This is a genomic window from Mesorhizobium sp. M4B.F.Ca.ET.143.01.1.1, from assembly GCF_004792275.1.
Taxonomy (GTDB): Bacteria; Pseudomonadota; Alphaproteobacteria; order Rhizobiales; family Rhizobiaceae; genus Mesorhizobium; species Mesorhizobium abyssinicae.
Window position 1 is genome coordinate 83,332 of sequence record NZ_SRSR01000004.1, and the last position, 15,560, is coordinate 98,891.

A 15,560-nucleotide genomic window follows, 5' to 3' on the forward strand; every position below is an offset into this window, starting at 1 on the left:
CCCGCCCGGCTCAGCGATACGTGACGGCTTTGACCGCCTCGACGACTTCGCCGACATTGGGCAATGCCAGCTTTTCGAGGTTGGCCGCGTAAGGCATCGGCACGTCCTTGCCGGCGATGGTGATGACCGGCGCATCGAGGAAGTCGAAAGCGCGCTGCGACACCTGGTTGGCGATATGGTCGCCGACCGAGCTCTGCGGGAAACCTTCCTCGACCACGACCAGGCGATTGGTCTTCTTGACCGAGGCGATGATGGTGTCGAAGTCGAGCGGACGGATGGACCTCAGATCGATGATTTCGGCGTCGATGCCCATGCCGCGCAACTCTGCTTCGGCCTTGACCGCGTAGGTCATGCCGATGCCGAAGGAGACGATGGTGACGTCCTTGCCCGGCTTATGAATGCGCGCCTTGCCGATCGGCAGCACGAAATCGTCGAGCTTCGGCACATCGAAGGACTGGCCGTAGAGAATTTCGTTCTCGAGGAAGATGACCGGGTTCGGATCGCGGATCGCGGCCTTGAGCAGGCCCTTGGCGTCGGCCGCCGTGTACGGCATCACTACCTTCAGCCCGGGAACATGGCTGTACCAGGCGGCGTAGCACTGCGAGTGCTGAGCGGCGACGCGGGCGGCGGCGCCGTTCGGTCCGCGAAAGACGATCGGCGCGCCCATCTGGCCGCCCGACATATAGAGCGTCTTGGCAGCCGAGTTGATGATCTGGTCGATCGCCTGCATGGCGAAGTTGAAGGTCATGAACTCGACGATCGGCTTCAGGCCAGCCATCGCGGCACCGACGCCGACGCCGGCAAAACCGTGCTCGGTGATCGGCGTGTCGACGACGCGGCGCGGTCCGAATTCCTGCAGCAGGCCTTGCGTGATCTTGTAGGCGCCCTGGTACTCGGCGACCTCCTCGCCCATGACGAAGACGTCGCCGTCGCGGCGCATTTCCTCGGCCATGGCGTCACGCAGCGCCTCGCGCACCGTGGTCGACACCATCTCGGTGCCGGCCGGAATGTCCGGATCGGCGGCGACTTCGGCTCTCGGCGCTGCGGCGACCGGTGCCGCAGCCTCGCTCTTGGCCGCAACAGGCGCAGGTGCTGCAGCCTCAGGCCTGGCGGGCTCCTCGCCGATGCCTTCGCCGGCCTTGTCGACGTCCTCGCCGTCAACTGCGATCACGGCGATCACAGCGTTGACCTTGACGCCTTCGGTACCGGCGGGAACCACGATCTTGGCGAGCGTGCCCTCGTCGACGGCTTCGACTTCCATCGTCGCCTTGTCGGTCTCGATCTCGGCGATGACGTCACCGGCGACGATCTTGTCGCCCTCGTTCTTCAGCCATTTGGAAAGATTGCCCTCTTCCATCGTCGGCGAGAGAGCGGGCATGAGAATTTCGATCGGCATGTCCTTGCCCTCCCTTTACAGTACGATGTCGGTCCAGAGCTCGGACGGATCCGGCTCGGCGTCGTTCTGGGCAAATTCTGCGGCGTCGGCGACGATGTCGCGGACCTCCTTGTCGATGGCCTTGAGCTCGTCCTCGCTGGCCCATTTCTTGTCGAGCAGCCGCGCCCTGACCTGCTCGATCGGGTCATGCTCGGAGCGCATCTTCTGCACTTCTTCCTTGGAGCGGTACTTCGCCGGATCGGACATCGAATGGCCGCGATAGCGGTAGGTCTGCATCTCCAGGATCAGCGGGCCGTTACCGGCGCGGCACCATTCGGTGGCGAGATCGGCGGCGGACTTGACGGCGCGCACGTCCATGCCGTCGACCTGGATGCCGGGGATCTTGAAGGATGCGCCGCGATGCGAGAAATCGGTCTCGGCCGAGGAGCGCGACACCGAGGTGCCCATGGCGTAGCGGTTGTTCTCGATGATGAAGATCACCGGCAGCTTCCACAGCGAGGCCATGTTGAAGCTTTCGTAGACCTGGCCCTGGTTGGCGGCGCCGTCGCCGAAATAGGTCAGCGAGACGTTCTTGTTCTCGCGATAGCGGTTGGCGAAGGCGAGACCGGTGCCGAGCGACACCTGCGCGCCGACGATGCCGTGGCCGCCATAGAAATGCTTCTCCTTGGAGAACATGTGCATGGAGCCGCCCTTGCCCTTGGACAGGCCGCCCCGGCGCCCGGTGAGCTCCGCCATGACGCCGCGCGGCGACAGGTCCATCGCCAGCATGTGGCCGTGGTCGCGATAGGCGGTGATCATCTGGTCGCCTTCGATCAGCGCCATCTTCATGCCGGTGACGACAGCTTCCTGGCCGATATAGAGGTGGCAGAAGCCGCCGATGAAGCCCATGCCGTAGAGCTGGCCGGCCTTTTCCTCGAAGCGGCGGATGAGCAGCATGTGCCGGTAGGCGGCGAGCTCATCGTCCTTGGTGAAGTCGGCAGGCTTCGGGGCGGAGAGCCCTTGTGATTTACCGTCGTTTTTGGATTTGGCAGGCGCTTTTCTGGCGGCGGTGGCCATGCATCACTCCCTGTTGGCGTCTCTTCGCGGACATTTAGAGCAGGATGAAATCCGCTCCGAGGGAGATCGTCTCTCCCACCGATTTATACGAGGCTAACACGCATAAAAGCATTGCGCCATGCCGAAAAATGCATGGCTGGCATGCGTCTAAGCGATTAAAATCATTGAAAATAAAGGCGATTAACTGGAATCGAGCTATTTCGCTGGAGCCGGCGGCATGATGGTGATTTCGTCAGCATGCGAGAGATTGAGCGCCTTGCGCGCCTGTTCGTCAAGCATGTCCTTTTCCAGCGTGCCCTCGTGCATCAGCTGGACACGCCGCTCGAGATCGACCCGGCGCGCCTTGACGGCATCGAGCTGCCCCTGCAGTTCGACCGCCCGGGCTTCGAGCTGGTATTTGGAATAGATGCCGAATTCGCCGTGATAGGCATGGAAGCCGAAATAGGCCAGGAACAGCACGCAGAGCGAGGGGACGATCAGCCGGCCGGTGTTTCGCTGCTTGTGCTGACGTGTCCACATGATCCAGATCCTCGCGGCCGCGAACCTGAACGGCCCAGGCTCTTTTTCGCTCCATTGTGCTTAATGGACGGTTACGGACGGGCGTACCCGGAGCCTCAAAACGAAAAAGGGCGGGGAACGCCCCGCCCTTCCTCGATATCCCGATTGGATGCCGGATCAGCCCTTGACCACCGACTTGCCGGCGTAGCGGGCCTGCTTGCCGAGCTCTTCCTCGATGCGGATCAGCTGGTTGTACTTGGCCATGCGGTCGGAGCGCGACAGCGAGCCGGTCTTTATCTGTCCGCAATTGGTGGCGACGGCGAGATCGGCAATGGTCGAATCCTCGGTCTCGCCCGAACGGTGCGACATGACCGCGGTGTAGCCGGCCTTGTGCGCGGTCTCGACCGCATCGAGCGTTTCGGTCAGCGAGCCGATCTGGTTGACCTTGACCAGGATCGAATTGGCGACGCCCATGCGGATGCCGTCGCGAAGCCTGGCCGTGTTGGTGACGAACAGATCGTCGCCGACCAGCTGGGTCTTCTTGCCGATCAGGTCGGTCAGGATCTTCCAGCCCTCCCAGTCGTCTTCGGCAAGGCCGTCCTCGATGGTGATGATCGGATAGTCGGATGCGAGCTTGGCGAGGTACTTGGCCTGCGCCTTCGGATCGCGGGTCTTCTTCTCGCCCTCATAGACGTAGTTGCCGTCCTTGAAGAACTCGGTCGCGGCGCAGTCGAGGCCGAGAGCGACGTCCTCGCCCGGCTTGAAGCCGGCCTTCTCGATCGAGTCCATGATGAAATCGAGCGCCGAGGGCGCGCTCTTCAGGTTGGGGGCGAAGCCGCCCTCGTCGCCGACATTGGTATTGTGGCCGGCGTCCTTGAGCTTCTTGCGCAGCGTGTGGAAGATTTCCGAGCCCCAGCGCACGCCGTCGCGCAGCGTCGCCGCGCCGATCGGCAGGATCATGAATTCCTGGAAGTCGATCGGATTGTCGGCATGCGCGCCGCCATTGATGATGTTCATCATCGGCACCGGCAGCACATGCGCCTTGGCACCACCGACGTAGCGGTAGAGCGGCAGGCCGGCCGCTTCAGCCGCCGCCTTGGCAACCGCCAGCGACACGCCGAGGATGGCGTTGGCGCCGAGCCGGCTCTTGTTCGGCGTGCCGTCGAGCTCGATCATCGTCTGGTCGATATGGATCTGGTTCTCGGCCTCCATGCCGCCGATCGCCTCGAACAGCTCGCCATTGACGGCCTCGACCGCCCGCTGCACGCCCTTGCCGAGATAGCGCGGGCCGCCGTCGCGCAGCTCGACCGCCTCATGCGCGCCGGTCGAGGCGCCTGACGGCACGGCGGCGCGGCCCATCGAGCCGTCTTCCAGCACCACGTCGACCTCGACGGTCGGATTTCCACGGCTGTCCAGGATTTCACGCCCGACTATGTCGACGATGGCGGTCATTGCAATGTCCCCGATTGATCGATTGAAGCGTCGCGCCCCTCTTAGCCAAAGTGCCGCAAAAGGCAATCGGGGCGCCCGCAAATATTGCCCGCCCGCCGATTCACGAAGCGCAAATTTCTGTCATCATAAGTCATGCGCGGCGCGCAACTTTCTGGTCTATGATTCTGTTTGCGCGGGGCGAAACAGGAGGAGTTTCGCCATGTCCCAGTTGAGCGGTATCGTGAGTTTGTTCCTGATCGCGGCTGCGTTCCTGACGTCGTGCGACAACCAGCAGCCCCAGCAAGGCGCCGCGCAACTGTCGACACTTCAAGCAGCGCAGTAGGATCTTGCAGAAGAAAGGCCCCCGCATGTGCGGGGGCCTTTTTTGATTCCGCTCCGGGCTGGCCGAACGCTTCAGTGCCAGTAGGGCTCGACCCGGTAGTAGCTGTACGACTCGTCGCGTGCCGCCTGGCCGTCGGCGCCCGCCAATTCGTTGATCGAATAGGCCGGCGCGGCCTGCAACTGCTCTTTGGAGAACGGCACGACATAGCCGCCCCTGTCCTCGTCATAGTCGAGGCTCGCCCACGGGATGGCGTGGTACTTCTCGCCAACGCCGAGGAATCCGCCAAAACCGATCACCGCGAACATGATGCCGTTCGAGGTCTTGTCGAGCATGATGTCTTCGACGCTGCCGATGCTCTTGCCTTCGGTGTTGTAGACCGATGTGCCGATGACGCGCGAGGCGGAAATGGCTTCGGTGTGCCCGGTCAGGGTGCTCATGGTGGAACTCCTCTCGATTGAATGCCTGCATGGACAATGAGAGGGGCGGACGAAGGTTCCCGACTTTGGTTTTAGGCAATTCCGGACGGAAAACCGCTACGCACTTTTCCTGAAATTGCTTAGTTGTCGGTGAGGATGAAGGTGACCTTCATGTTGACGCGGTAAGCGGCGATCTTGCCGCTCTCGACGACGATCTTCTGGTCCTGGATCCAGGCGCCCTCGACGTTCTTCAGGGTCTTTGCGGCGCGCGCGATGCCCTTTTCGATGGCATCCTGAAAGCTCTTCTTGGACGATGACGTGATCTCTGTGACGCGGGCGACGGACATTGCTTCCTCCTGCCAGGGCGCTCAGTTGCGGCAGGAGCCTACAGCCGGCGGTTGCCTGCGACAAGCCGATGGAACGGCGAGTCGGGTCAGCGTCCCTTGGCGATGCGATCGAAGGCCATCAGCCGTTCCAGCAAGGCTGGCATGTCCTTCAAGGGCACCATGTTCGGGCCATCGGAAGAGGTCGAGTTGTCCGGATCCTGATGCGTCTCGATGAACACGCCGGCGACGCCGACCGCGACCGCGGCGCGCGCCAGCGTCTCGACAAAGCGACGTTCGCCACCCGAGGAACCACCCTGCCCGCCCGGCTGCTGGACCGAATGCGTGGCATCGAAAATCACCGGGGCGCCGATCTCGGCCATGATCGGCAGCGCCCGCATGTCGGACACCAGCGTGTTGTAGCCGAAGGAGGCGCCACGCTCGGTGGTCAGCACATTGGCGTTGCCGGAACCGGTGATCTTGGCGACCACGTTCTTCATGTCCCAGGGGGCGAGGAACTGGCCTTTCTTCACGTTGATCACCTTGCCCGTCCTGGCCGCCGAGACCAGCATGTCGGTCTGGCGTGAAAGGAAGGCGGGGATCTGCAGGACATCGACATGCGGCGCGACGATCGCGCACTGCTCCTCGGTGTGGACGTCCGTCAGCACCGGAAGGGAAAACGTCTTCCGCAGATCGTCGAAGACCGGCAGCGCCGCTTCCAGCCCGGCGCCTCGCGTGGCCGACAGCGAGGTGCGGTTGGCCTTGTCGTAGCTGGTCTTGTAGACGAGCCCGATGCCGAGCCTGTCGGTGAGTTCCTTCAGCGCGCCGGCCATGTCGAAGGCGTGCTGGCGCGATTCCAGCTGGCAGGGGCCGGCGATCAGCGACAGCGGCGCGGCGTTCGAGAAGACGACGTTGCCGACGGTCACGGACGGATTGGGCGCCAGGGGTTTGTTCATTTTGTCTCCCGGAAGATGAAGGCGGCGCCCTGCCCGGGCGCCGGCCTGACGACAATATCATTGCCGCTCATGTGATGTGCGATGGCGTTGGCCGCAAGCAGGCGCGCCGCGATGGCGCCGCTGCGGACCGAGAAAACGATGGCGGCAAAGCGCAGATGCGGCGACGCTCCGGTCGGAAGGTTGCAGCGCGAGGCGAAGGCCGCCGGCTCCAGGACGGTCAGGTTTGCGTTCGGCAATACGATCGCATCACCTTGCGCAGCTTGCTTGGCGGCAGCCGTCGAGAGCAGCCCGATCTGGCCAGAAGGCCTGTCGCTGACAGCGACGACTTCGACGATGCCTGTCACGCCGTTGGCATGGGCTTGCAATGCGGTACGGTCAATCTTCGGTGCATTGATGCGCTCACAAGCGAAAAGGAAAGCCTCATCGGCATCCTTGCTGGCGCAGAAGGCCAGCTTGAAGGACGCCAGGTCGCTCTTGCCGCTCGTATCGGTGAAAGCGCGCGAAAAACTCAGCATCTCCCCCGCCGACATACCGGCCCCGACGTAACGAACGTGGTCGGCATCGGCATCGCCGGTTCCGAGCACGACAGCGGAAAAGCCCTCGTCGCCGAGGTTCTGCCGGTAGAGACGATCGCGCGCGACGAACACGTTGCCTTCGCCTATCGCCCGGTCCGCGTCCTGGTCGTTGCCAACCGCCAGCGGCTCCAGATAGGTGCCATCGGCGAAAAAGACACAGCAGTTTTCGGTGCCGAAAGGGTGGATGCCGGTCGGCGCGACGACGAAGCCGAGTGAAACCAGCCGCGCCCGCGCGGCATCGAGGCGCGCTGTCGGCAGCACCAGATGGTCGAGCGGATGAGCCTGCGTCGCTTTGGTCATGCCGGCGCGGTGTGCATCATTCCGGAAGTCGGTTCAAGAGGGCTCGGCCAACCGCGCGGCGGGCTTTGCCGGTCTCGAGCTCGGAGGCGTGTCCTTGTCGTCGAACGAAGCCACCCTAACTTACAACCATGGGAAGAACTGTGTTCATCGCAATGACGATTGCGGCGATTGCAATTGTCGCCGCGCTTGTGCTGGTCGCGCCAAAACGAGGCGGCGTCGACCCGGCCGAAACTTCGGCCGTTCAAACAGAGTAAGGCCGCCTGGCGCGCCTGCGTTTCTTGCGAATACAGCGATATTGCTGATATACGAACTTCGCTTCAGTTTGATGTCTGGCAACGTTTCGTCACCTACCGTATGGGCTAACGGCTGATCGCGCTTCGCAACATGGTCGACTTTCGCTGGGTGGCAAAGGCCGGCTTCTGCCGCACTCGACCCGCCACGCACGAGTTCCGACGGTGACAGTCTTGCCGAATTCTTTTCCAGCCGCGCAGGGAGCAGTCGTCACCCCCCGGCTCGCCGTCGTCATTCCGGCCAGGAACCGCCGCGGCAGCCTGCCCCGCACGCTGGCATCGGTCCTGTCCGATCCGCGGCCCGATATCGAACTGGTGGTCGTCGACGACGGCTCCGAGGACGATACCGAAGCCTATCTTGCTTCGCTCGCCGATCCGCGCCTGGCGTGGCGCCGCCTCCCGGTGCCCTCCGGCGCTAACCGGGCGCGCAACGAAGGCGCGGCGCTGACCAGCGCGCCGCTTATTGCGTTTCTCGATTCCGACGATGCCTTCTGTCCCGGGCGCATCGAACGGCTGATCGCCTTCTTCGATGCCAATTCGGATGTCGCATGCACGATCGACGGCTTCATGGATGTCGCCGACAGGCGCCAGCGCCTGCATCGATTGCCCGACCCGACGCCTGACGCGGAGAGACTGCGCCGGCTCCTGCTTTGCCACTGCGTGCCGCTGACCAATTCGACCGTTACCGTGCGCCGTTCGGCCTTCGCGTCGATCGGCGGCTACGATGACGGTTTGTACCGCCATCAGGACCGTGAGTTCCTGGTCAGGCTGGGACGGCAGCACCGCATCGCCTTCGGCAAGGCCGTCGACGTCCTCAAATACCGCGAAGCCAATTCGATGTCGCGCAGCCATGCCGGCTACATCGCCGGGCTGAGCGATTTCGTCGCCCGCTGCGAGGACTATCAGACGCAGGATTACGCCACGATCCTCAGCTACCTGACGCTGCGCGGCATCCTGAAGGCTCTGGCGCAAGGCAGCTTCGGCGTGGCGCTGGCGGAAATCATGGCGTGGCGCAGGGCGAGCAACCTGCCCGGCGGCTTTGGCGTGGTGACTGGCTATTTCGCCGGGCGCCGGCAAAGGCGCCAGCTCGAACAGTCGCTCGCTCAGGCGGCCACGACGTCGGCCGAATAACGCAGTTCACGCAACGGTTTGACCCGGCTGGTCGTCTCGGCATAGAGCGGATGCGCCTTGTAGGCGGCGAGCGCGGCGTCATCCTCGAATTCGGCGTAGACGACGACGTCGATCGCGTTGGAGAACAGATCGACCTTGGTGTTGAGCGTAACTTCGAAATGCGTCGAATACGGGATCCTGCCCAATTCCAGCAGGCCCGATCGAACGGCCTCCACATCCTCCTTGCGTCGCACGCTGAAGAAAACGATGTGCCGGATCAACCCAGCCTCCCTGATCGTCAATTCAGGCGTGTTTTGTGGGAGCAAGGGCGCAGCGTCAACCGGCAACGATGTCGCGCCTGCCATGCGCGGCGTCAGACCGCGCCGGTGACGTAGCGCACGATGCGCGATACCTCCCTGACCGTCGTGTCGAGGTAGCGGCCCTGATTGTAGAGGCCGTCCCAGATCAGGGCGAAGGTGAGGGTGATGATGACGATGACATAACGCATGACTAAAGTTATCGCATGCGGGTGGCGGCAACCATAGAGATTCCAAGGGCCGAGGACATTCTCCTCTGGATTTGTTGGCTCCAGAACCGTCTTCGCCTGCCTCTTGAAGTTGACCCTGATGCCGTGGAAGATTGTGTCGGGAATTCAACGGAAAATGTAGCCGCTGCATTTGTGCCGGATGAATGAACCTCAAGAGGGGTGCGGGGTCGGCCATGTGTGCTGGCCTCCTGAAAGTCGGGGGCAGGAAATGGCTTTCAAGCAAGACTTGGGTGTTGCGCCCGGCGACGCGGTGCTGCTTGACGAATTGAACTTCGCCGAGATCGTCAAGGGCTTGCCGGCCAAGGCGCGCCTGGTGCTTTCGGCCGCCATGGGCCTGCCGCGCGGCTCGCTCAAGGTGCGGATGCCCGACGGCCGCGCCGTCCTCGTCGGCGGCAAGGCACCCGGCCCCGACGCCGAACTGGTGCTGAAGAATTGGCGCCTGCCGGGGCGCGCCTTTTCCGGCGGCACCATCGGCCTCGCGGAATCCTACATGGACGGCGATTGGGACAGCCCGGACGTCACCAGCTTCCTCGAACTGTTCGTGGTCAATTCCGCCCTCGGCGAGAAGGTCGCCGGCGGCGCCAACTGGCTCATCAACACCGTCCAGCGCATCCGCCATTGGTTCAACGAAAACACGCATACCGGATCGCGACGCAACATCTCGGCGCATTACGATCTCGGCAACGCCTTCTATGAGAAATGGCTGGATCCGAGCATGACCTATTCGTCGGCGCTGTATGCGACGGGCGCCAACGATCTCGAAAGCGCGCAGGCCGCCAAATATCGTGCACTGGCAAAAGATACCGGCATCGGCAGGAAGGACCATGTGCTGGAGATCGGCTGCGGCTGGGGCGGCTTTGCCGAATTCGCCGCGCGCGAGATCGGTTGCCGCGTCACCGGATTGACCATCAGCCGCGAACAGCATGATTTCGCGAAAGCGCGTATCCAGAAAGCCGGGCTTGCCGACAAGGTCGACATCAAGCTGCAGGATTATCGAGACGAGACAGGCACTTACGACCGGATCGCATCGATCGAGATGTTCGAGGCGGTCGGCGAGAAATACTGGCCGGTGTTCTTCGGCAAGATGAAGACCTGCCTGAAGCCCGGCGGCACGGCCGGCCTGCAGATCATCACCATCAACGAGGCCGCCTACGAGGCGTATCGCGCGCGCCCCGATTTCATCCAGCGCTATGTCTTCCCTGGCGGCATGCTGCCGACACCCTCGATCCTCAAGGCTCTCGGCAAGGATCATGGCCTCGCGCATCTGCGCGAGCGCGTCTTCCCGCAGGACTATGCCCGCACCCTCGCCGAGTGGCGCCAGCGCTTCTGGGGCTCGTGGGAAAAGATCGTCCCGCTCGGCTTCGACGAGCGCTTCAAGAAGCTCTGGGAGTTCTATCTGCACTATTGCGAAGCCGGCTTCCGCGCCAGCTACATTGATGTCCGCCAGGTGGTCTACAAGGCCTGAGTGTCTGGCCGGCAGAGCCGGCCCGACACAGACATGACCCGCGTCAGAGGAGGATGCGGTATCTGGCGAAGCCCGCATCGCCCTCACCCGCCGGCTCGATCTTCAGCGACTTCACCTCCGCGATGAAATCCTTTGCCCTCGGGCCGGTGTCGAACACCACGCTGGCTCCGGGCAGCGGCGCGAACGACCAGTTGCCGTCCGCCGACGGATTGATCGTGCCCTCGCTGATGACGTAGCGCACGATCACGTCGCGGTTGGTGTCCGGTGCCTCGTAGATGATCTTGGAAGCGTTTATGTCCGGGAAATTGCCGCCGCCGCCGGCGCGGTAGTTGTTGGTCGCGACGATGAATTTCTGCGCGGGATCAATTGGTTTGCCGTCGAACATCAGATCGACGATGCGGCTGGAGGCATTCGCCGGCCCGCCCTTGGCATCGTATTTCGGCGGTTGCGAAAGGTCGATCTTGTAGGTGACGCCGTCGATCACGTCGAAATTGTAGGACGGGAAGTCGGTGTTGATGAGCGGCTGGTCGGCCTTGCCGGGCTCGATCCGGTTGAAGATGCCGACCGACATCTCCAGCCATTCCTTGACCTGCGCGCCGGTGATTTCGACGGCTCGCACAGTGTTGGGATAGAGATAGAGGTCGGCGACGTTTTTGATGGCGATGTCGCCCACCGGGACGTCGGTGTAGTAGTCGGCGCCGCTGCGCCCGCCCGCCTTGAAGGGTGCGGCCGCCGACAAAAGCGGCACGTCCTTCCACTGCGTGCTCTTCAGTATGTCCTTCAGGTACCAGCTCTGCGCCTGGTTGACGATCTGCACCGACGGATCATCGGCCACCAGCGCGAAATAGGAATAGAGCGGCGCGGAGGTCTTGCCGACGGGACGGCGCACATAGGCGAGCGTCGCCTCATGGTCCTGCTCGAGCGCGGCGATGATGCGCCTGTCGTCGCCGACGGTCGCCTTGTTCTTGTTGTCGACCCGCTCGTAGATCGGCCGCGCCTCGGACGTCGCGGAAACGACCCGCCACTTCGAGCCGTCGCGCTCCAGAAGCAGATCGATAAGGCCCATATGCGAGCCCCAGAAGCCGCCCATCACCGCCGGCTTGCCTTGCAGCATGCCCTTGCCGGTATCTACGCCATCGAGCGCCTGGAAATCCTTCTTGCCGGGGAAGACGAGATGCTGATGACCGGTGAAGACGGCATCGATGCCCTCGACGCCGGCGACGAAGAAGGAGGCGTTCTCCATCATGTCGCCCTGCTTGATGTCGATGCCGGAATGCGAGAGCGCGATGACGATGTCGGCGCCCGCCTCCTTGATCTCAGGCACCCAGGCCTTTGCCGCCTCGACGATGTCGCGCGTCTTCACGTTGCCTTCGAGGTTCTTCAGGTCCCAGACCATGATCTGCGGCGGCACGAAGCCGATGATGCCGATCCTGATCGGCTGCTCGGCGCCCGACCCGTCCTTGATCTTCCTGTCGAGGATGACATACGGCTTGAGGTAGAGTTTGTCGTCGCGCGGGTTGGCGGCAAGCGCGGTGCCGCGGATGAGATTCGCGCAGACGAAGGGGAAATTGGCGCCGGCCAGCACCTTGTCAAGGAACGACAGGCCGTAATTGAACTCGTGGTTGCCGAGCGTCGAGCACTCGTAGCCGAGCAGGTTCATGCCCTTCATGATCGGATGCAGGTCGCCGTCCTTCAGGCCCTTCTCGTAGGCGATGTAGTCGCCCATCGGGTTGCCCTGCAAAAGGTCGCCATTGTCGATCAGCATCGCATTGGTTGCCTCCCTGCGCACCGCGTCGATCAGCGAGGCGGTGCGTGACAGGCCCATCGTGTCGTTCGCCTTGTCGGCGTAGTAGTCATAAGGCAGCACGTTCACGTGGATATCGGTCGTCTCCATGATCCTGAGATGCGCCTGATTGGCCGCGGCGCGGGCGGAGAAAGGATGCAGCATGATCAGCGCCCCGGTGGCGGCGGCACCGGCCAGGAATTCGCGGCGGGAGACGGGCAGTCGTGACATTGTTTTCTCCTCTTCGACAACGCGACACCCCTGCCAGCGAGCGCGGAGCTTGCCGGTGAAAGACGCATGAGTCCATGTCCGCCGAAATGCCTGTCGATCACGACAAGGTGACAGTGTCGATGAAGCGAGACGAGGCGCGCGATGTCAGCCCTTGTCGTCGTCGCCCTGGGTGATCAGCCGCGCGCTGCGCTGGCCGGTGAAGTAGATCCATAGCCAGCTAAGCGAGACCGCGAGCCGGTTGCGGAAACCGATCAGGAAATAGATGTGGGCAACGCCCCAGAGCCACCAGGCAAGCCAACCGGTGAGCTTGATCCAGCCGAAGTCGATCGCGGCCGCGCGCTTGCCGATCGTCGCCAGGTCGCCGGCATGTTGATAGCGGAAGGGACGCGAAGTCGTATCGCCGGCGAGCCGCGCCTTGATCGTCGCGGCGACGTGGCGGCCCTCCTGCTTCGCGGAAGGCGCCACGCCCGGCACCGGTTTTCCGTCCGGGCGCAAGACATGCGCGGTATCGCCGATGACGAAGGTTTCGGGGCTGCCCGGCACGGTGAGATCGGGCTCGACCAGCACCCTGCCCGCACGGTCGGCGTTCGCTCCCAGCCATTCCGCCGCCGGCGAGGCGGCAACGCCCGCGGCCCACAGAATTGTCTTTGCCGGCAGGCGCTTGTCGCCAAAGACAACGCCATCCGCATCCAGCTCAGTGACCGCCTGGCCGAGCTCGACCGTGACGCCGAGCCGCTCCAGCGCCTTTTGGGCATAGTCGGAAAGCTGCGGCGCGAAGTTGGCGAGGATGCGATCGCCGGCCTCGATCAGCACCACGCGCGTCTGCCTGGTGTCGATGTTGCGGAATTCGTCGCGCAGCGTGTCATGCGCCAGTTCCGCGATGGTGCCGGCAAGTTCGACGCCGGTCGGTCCGCCGCCGACGATGACCAGCGTCAGCAGCGCCTGGCGTCTCGCCGCATCGGTTTCGCGCTCCGCCTGCTCGAAGGCGAGCAGGATGCGGCGCCGGATGGTGGTGGCATCCTCAAGCGTCTTCAGCCCGGGTGCGAACGGCTCCCATTCGTCATGGCCGAAATAGGCGTGGCGGGCGCCGGTGGCGAGCACCAGCGTGTCGAAGGCAACGGCGCTGCCATCCTCGAGCAGCACGCGCTTGCCAGTGCGGTCGACGCCAGTGACGTTGCCCAGAAGCGTCGTCACGTTCTTGCGCTTGCGCAGCAGATGACGGATCGGCCAGGCGACCTCGGAGGTCGCCAGCGAGGTCGTCGCCACCTGGTAGAGCAGCGGCTGGAACAGGTGATGGTTGCGCTTGTCGATCATGGTGATGCGCACCGGCGCGCCGGCCAGCGCATGGGTCAGTTCGAGGCCGCCGAACCCGGCGCCGACGACCACGACATGATGGCTGGCTTCGTTCATTCACTCACCTCGCCAAGCAAATCCACCGGACCCAATCTAGGTATTATTGTGCATTGCAACAATAGCGGGAAGGCCGTCCCATTGCCGGGGACTCGCCGCCGGATGTCGTGAATGCACATGTCGACCGGTCGGCACGAGGTATAGCCTCACGGCTGGAACGACAGGAGCGCAGCATGGCTGACGATCGTGACGAGCAGGGCCCGGCCCAATACGCCTCCCCGCCCTGTTTCATGCATGAACTCGATCCGCAGTTCCTGGCGCCGCTGACCGACTGGACCGATGTCAGACGCTGGCGCAAGGCCGAGCGCGAAAGGCTGATCGCGGCGCGGCTTGCGGTCTCCGCCGATGCCCGCGCGGCGATGTCGACGCGCATCGCCGAAGGCCTCGACGCTCTGGTCGGCGATATTGGCGGCCGCATGGTCAGCCTCTACTGGCCCTTCCGCGGCGAGCCGGATCTGCGGCCCTGGATGGCGTCGATCAACGAACGCGGCGGGCGGACCGCACTGCCGGTCGTCATCGAGAAAGGGCAGCCACTGGTGTTCCGCGCCTACAGACCGGGCGACCGGTTGGAGAAGGGCGTCTGGAACATCCCGATCCCGGCGGAAGGCGATCCGGTCCTGCCCGACATCGTCATTTCGCCGATCGTCGGCATCGATCCCGGCAAATATCGTCTGGGCTACGGCGGCGGCTTCTTCGACCGCACGCTGGCGGCGATGCCGTTCAGGCCGCTGGTGATCGGCGTCGGCTACGAACTGCAGCGCATCCCGACCATCTACCCGCAACCGCACGACATCCCGATGAGCGAGGTGGTGACGGAGGCCACAGGCGCTTAGCGGCGCCTAGGCCATCTCCGGCCGCAAGCCGACCGCTGTCCGGTCGACGATCTCGCGCAGCGCGAAGGACGAATTGATCTTCGTCACATGCGGCATCGCCGACAGCCATTCCTTGTGGATGCGCTCATAGTCGACAAGGTCCTTCGCGGCGATGCGCAGGATGTAGTCGTATTCGCCCGACATCAGGTGGCAGGACAGCACGTTGGGACAGCGCTTGATCGCCGCCTCGAAATCCGACAGCGTCTTCTCGAACTGTCCCGACAGCGATATATGCACGATCGCCGTCATCTGGTGGCCGAGCGCGGCGTTGGACAGCCGCGCGTGATAACCGCGGATAGTGCCCGACTTCTCCAGATTGTCGAGCCGCCGCGAGCAGGCCGATTGCGACAGGCCGACCTTCTCGGCAAGCGCGGCGTTGGGTATCCGCCCGTCTTTCTGCAAAGCCTCCAGAATGGCGATATCAATCCTGTCGAGCGGCATTCTTCGTGTTTCCTGCGAAAATGTGGACGTTTTGCGCAACGATTATCGAAGTGCGCCTGTTCTCGCAAGCGCATTCGCAAACACTTGCGGGCCGATTCATGGTTCACTCGACCAATA

The 15,560-nt window shown here is 63.4% G+C and carries 17 protein-coding genes; 4 read left to right on the top strand and 13 right to left on the bottom strand.

Features of this window, described 5'->3' with window-relative positions; genetic code table 11:
- Positions 1-10 precede the first annotated feature (10 nt).
- The 4 genes from EN786_RS11040 to eno form a co-directional block, all read right to left on the bottom strand.
- The gene (locus EN786_RS11040; RefSeq protein ID WP_127311552.1) at positions 11-1,396 is read right to left on the bottom strand and encodes a pyruvate dehydrogenase complex E1 component subunit beta; all 1,386 of its coding nucleotides are present in this window, start codon (positions 1,394-1,396) and stop codon (positions 11-13) included.
- A gap of 15 nt (positions 1,397-1,411) precedes the next feature.
- Positions 1,412-2,452, bottom strand: a complete 1,041-nt coding sequence (gene pdhA, locus EN786_RS11045) for a pyruvate dehydrogenase (acetyl-transferring) E1 component subunit alpha (protein ID WP_127286906.1) — start codon at positions 2,450-2,452, stop codon at positions 1,412-1,414.
- Positions 2,453-2,647: 195 nt separating this feature from the next.
- Positions 2,648-2,971: a septum formation initiator family protein gene (locus EN786_RS11050; RefSeq protein ID WP_127311553.1), complete on the bottom strand. Its 324-nt coding sequence runs from the start codon at positions 2,969-2,971 to the stop codon at positions 2,648-2,650.
- Between the two features lie 156 nt (positions 2,972-3,127).
- Complete coding sequence (gene eno / locus EN786_RS11055; RefSeq protein WP_127311554.1) at positions 3,128-4,402, bottom strand: phosphopyruvate hydratase; 1,275 nt, start codon at positions 4,400-4,402, stop codon at positions 3,128-3,130.
- A 199-nt stretch (positions 4,403-4,601) separates the two neighbouring features.
- Between eno and EN786_RS39270 the strand changes: the two genes are divergently transcribed.
- Positions 4,602-4,724, top strand: a complete 123-nt coding sequence (locus EN786_RS39270; RefSeq protein WP_274608485.1) for a hypothetical protein — start codon at positions 4,602-4,604, stop codon at positions 4,722-4,724.
- Between the two features lie 71 nt (positions 4,725-4,795).
- Here the strand turns inward: EN786_RS39270 and EN786_RS11060 are convergent, their stop codons facing one another.
- The 4 genes from EN786_RS11060 to EN786_RS11075 all read right to left on the bottom strand — a co-directional run bounded on the left by EN786_RS11060 (position 4,796) and on the right by EN786_RS11075 (position 7,294).
- Complete coding sequence (locus EN786_RS11060) at positions 4,796-5,161, bottom strand: PRC-barrel domain-containing protein (protein WP_127311471.1); 366 nt, start codon at positions 5,159-5,161, stop codon at positions 4,796-4,798.
- A gap of 119 nt (positions 5,162-5,280) precedes the next feature.
- Entirely contained in the window at positions 5,281-5,487 is a 207-nt protein-coding gene (locus EN786_RS11065; protein WP_127286801.1) for a dodecin family protein, read from the bottom strand.
- 86 nt (positions 5,488-5,573) lie between these two features.
- Positions 5,574-6,419: a 3-deoxy-8-phosphooctulonate synthase gene (gene kdsA, locus EN786_RS11070; protein ID WP_127311472.1), complete on the bottom strand. Its 846-nt coding sequence runs from the start codon at positions 6,417-6,419 to the stop codon at positions 5,574-5,576.
- Positions 6,416-7,294: a VOC family protein gene (locus EN786_RS11075; RefSeq protein WP_127311473.1), complete on the bottom strand. Its 879-nt coding sequence runs from the start codon at positions 7,292-7,294 to the stop codon at positions 6,416-6,418. Before EN786_RS11075 ends, kdsA begins: the two co-directional genes overlap by 4 nt.
- Before the next feature lie 464 nt (positions 7,295-7,758).
- Between EN786_RS11075 and EN786_RS11080 the strand changes: the two genes are divergently transcribed.
- A complete protein-coding gene (locus tag EN786_RS11080; RefSeq protein ID WP_189340642.1) occupies positions 7,759-8,715 on the top strand; it encodes a glycosyltransferase family 2 protein in 957 nt (318 codons plus the stop codon).
- On the opposite strand, the gene EN786_RS11085 is transcribed toward EN786_RS11080, so the two are convergent.
- Both EN786_RS11085 and EN786_RS39275 read right to left on the bottom strand, forming a co-directional pair.
- A complete protein-coding gene (locus EN786_RS11085; RefSeq protein ID WP_127311475.1) occupies positions 8,688-8,975 on the bottom strand; it encodes a Dabb family protein in 288 nt (95 codons plus the stop codon). The two genes, EN786_RS11080 and EN786_RS11085, sit on opposite strands and share 28 nt — an antisense overlap.
- Before the next feature lie 92 nt (positions 8,976-9,067).
- Complete coding sequence (locus tag EN786_RS39275) at positions 9,068-9,202, bottom strand: hypothetical protein (RefSeq protein ID WP_281033931.1); 135 nt, start codon at positions 9,200-9,202, stop codon at positions 9,068-9,070.
- A gap of 247 nt (positions 9,203-9,449) precedes the next feature.
- Here EN786_RS39275 and EN786_RS11090 point away from each other — a divergent pair, with 247 nt between their 5' ends.
- On the top strand, positions 9,450-10,706 hold the full coding sequence (locus EN786_RS11090; RefSeq protein WP_127311476.1) for a cyclopropane-fatty-acyl-phospholipid synthase family protein: 1,257 nt from the start codon (positions 9,450-9,452) through the stop codon (positions 10,704-10,706).
- A gap of 43 nt (positions 10,707-10,749) precedes the next feature.
- On the opposite strand, the gene EN786_RS11095 is transcribed toward EN786_RS11090, so the two are convergent.
- Positions 10,750-12,720 carry a bifunctional 2',3'-cyclic-nucleotide 2'-phosphodiesterase/3'-nucleotidase gene (locus EN786_RS11095; protein WP_135908351.1) on the bottom strand — a complete coding sequence of 657 codons (1,971 nt, stop codon included), beginning with the start codon at positions 12,718-12,720 and terminating at the stop codon, positions 10,750-10,752.
- Between the two features lie 144 nt (positions 12,721-12,864).
- Positions 12,865-14,130: an NAD(P)/FAD-dependent oxidoreductase gene (locus EN786_RS11100; protein ID WP_127312214.1), complete on the bottom strand. Its 1,266-nt coding sequence runs from the start codon at positions 14,128-14,130 to the stop codon at positions 12,865-12,867.
- Positions 14,131-14,303: 173 nt separating this feature from the next.
- Between EN786_RS11100 and EN786_RS11105 the strand changes: the two genes are divergently transcribed.
- The gene (locus tag EN786_RS11105; RefSeq protein WP_135908353.1) at positions 14,304-14,963 is read left to right on the top strand and encodes a 5-formyltetrahydrofolate cyclo-ligase; all 660 of its coding nucleotides are present in this window, start codon (positions 14,304-14,306) and stop codon (positions 14,961-14,963) included.
- 6 nt (positions 14,964-14,969) lie between these two features.
- Here the strand turns inward: EN786_RS11105 and EN786_RS11110 are convergent, their stop codons facing one another.
- Positions 14,970-15,443 (bottom strand): Lrp/AsnC family transcriptional regulator, encoded by a 474-nt coding sequence (locus EN786_RS11110; RefSeq protein ID WP_126054644.1) that lies wholly within the window; start codon positions 15,441-15,443, stop codon positions 14,970-14,972.
- Positions 15,444-15,560 lie beyond the last annotated feature (117 nt).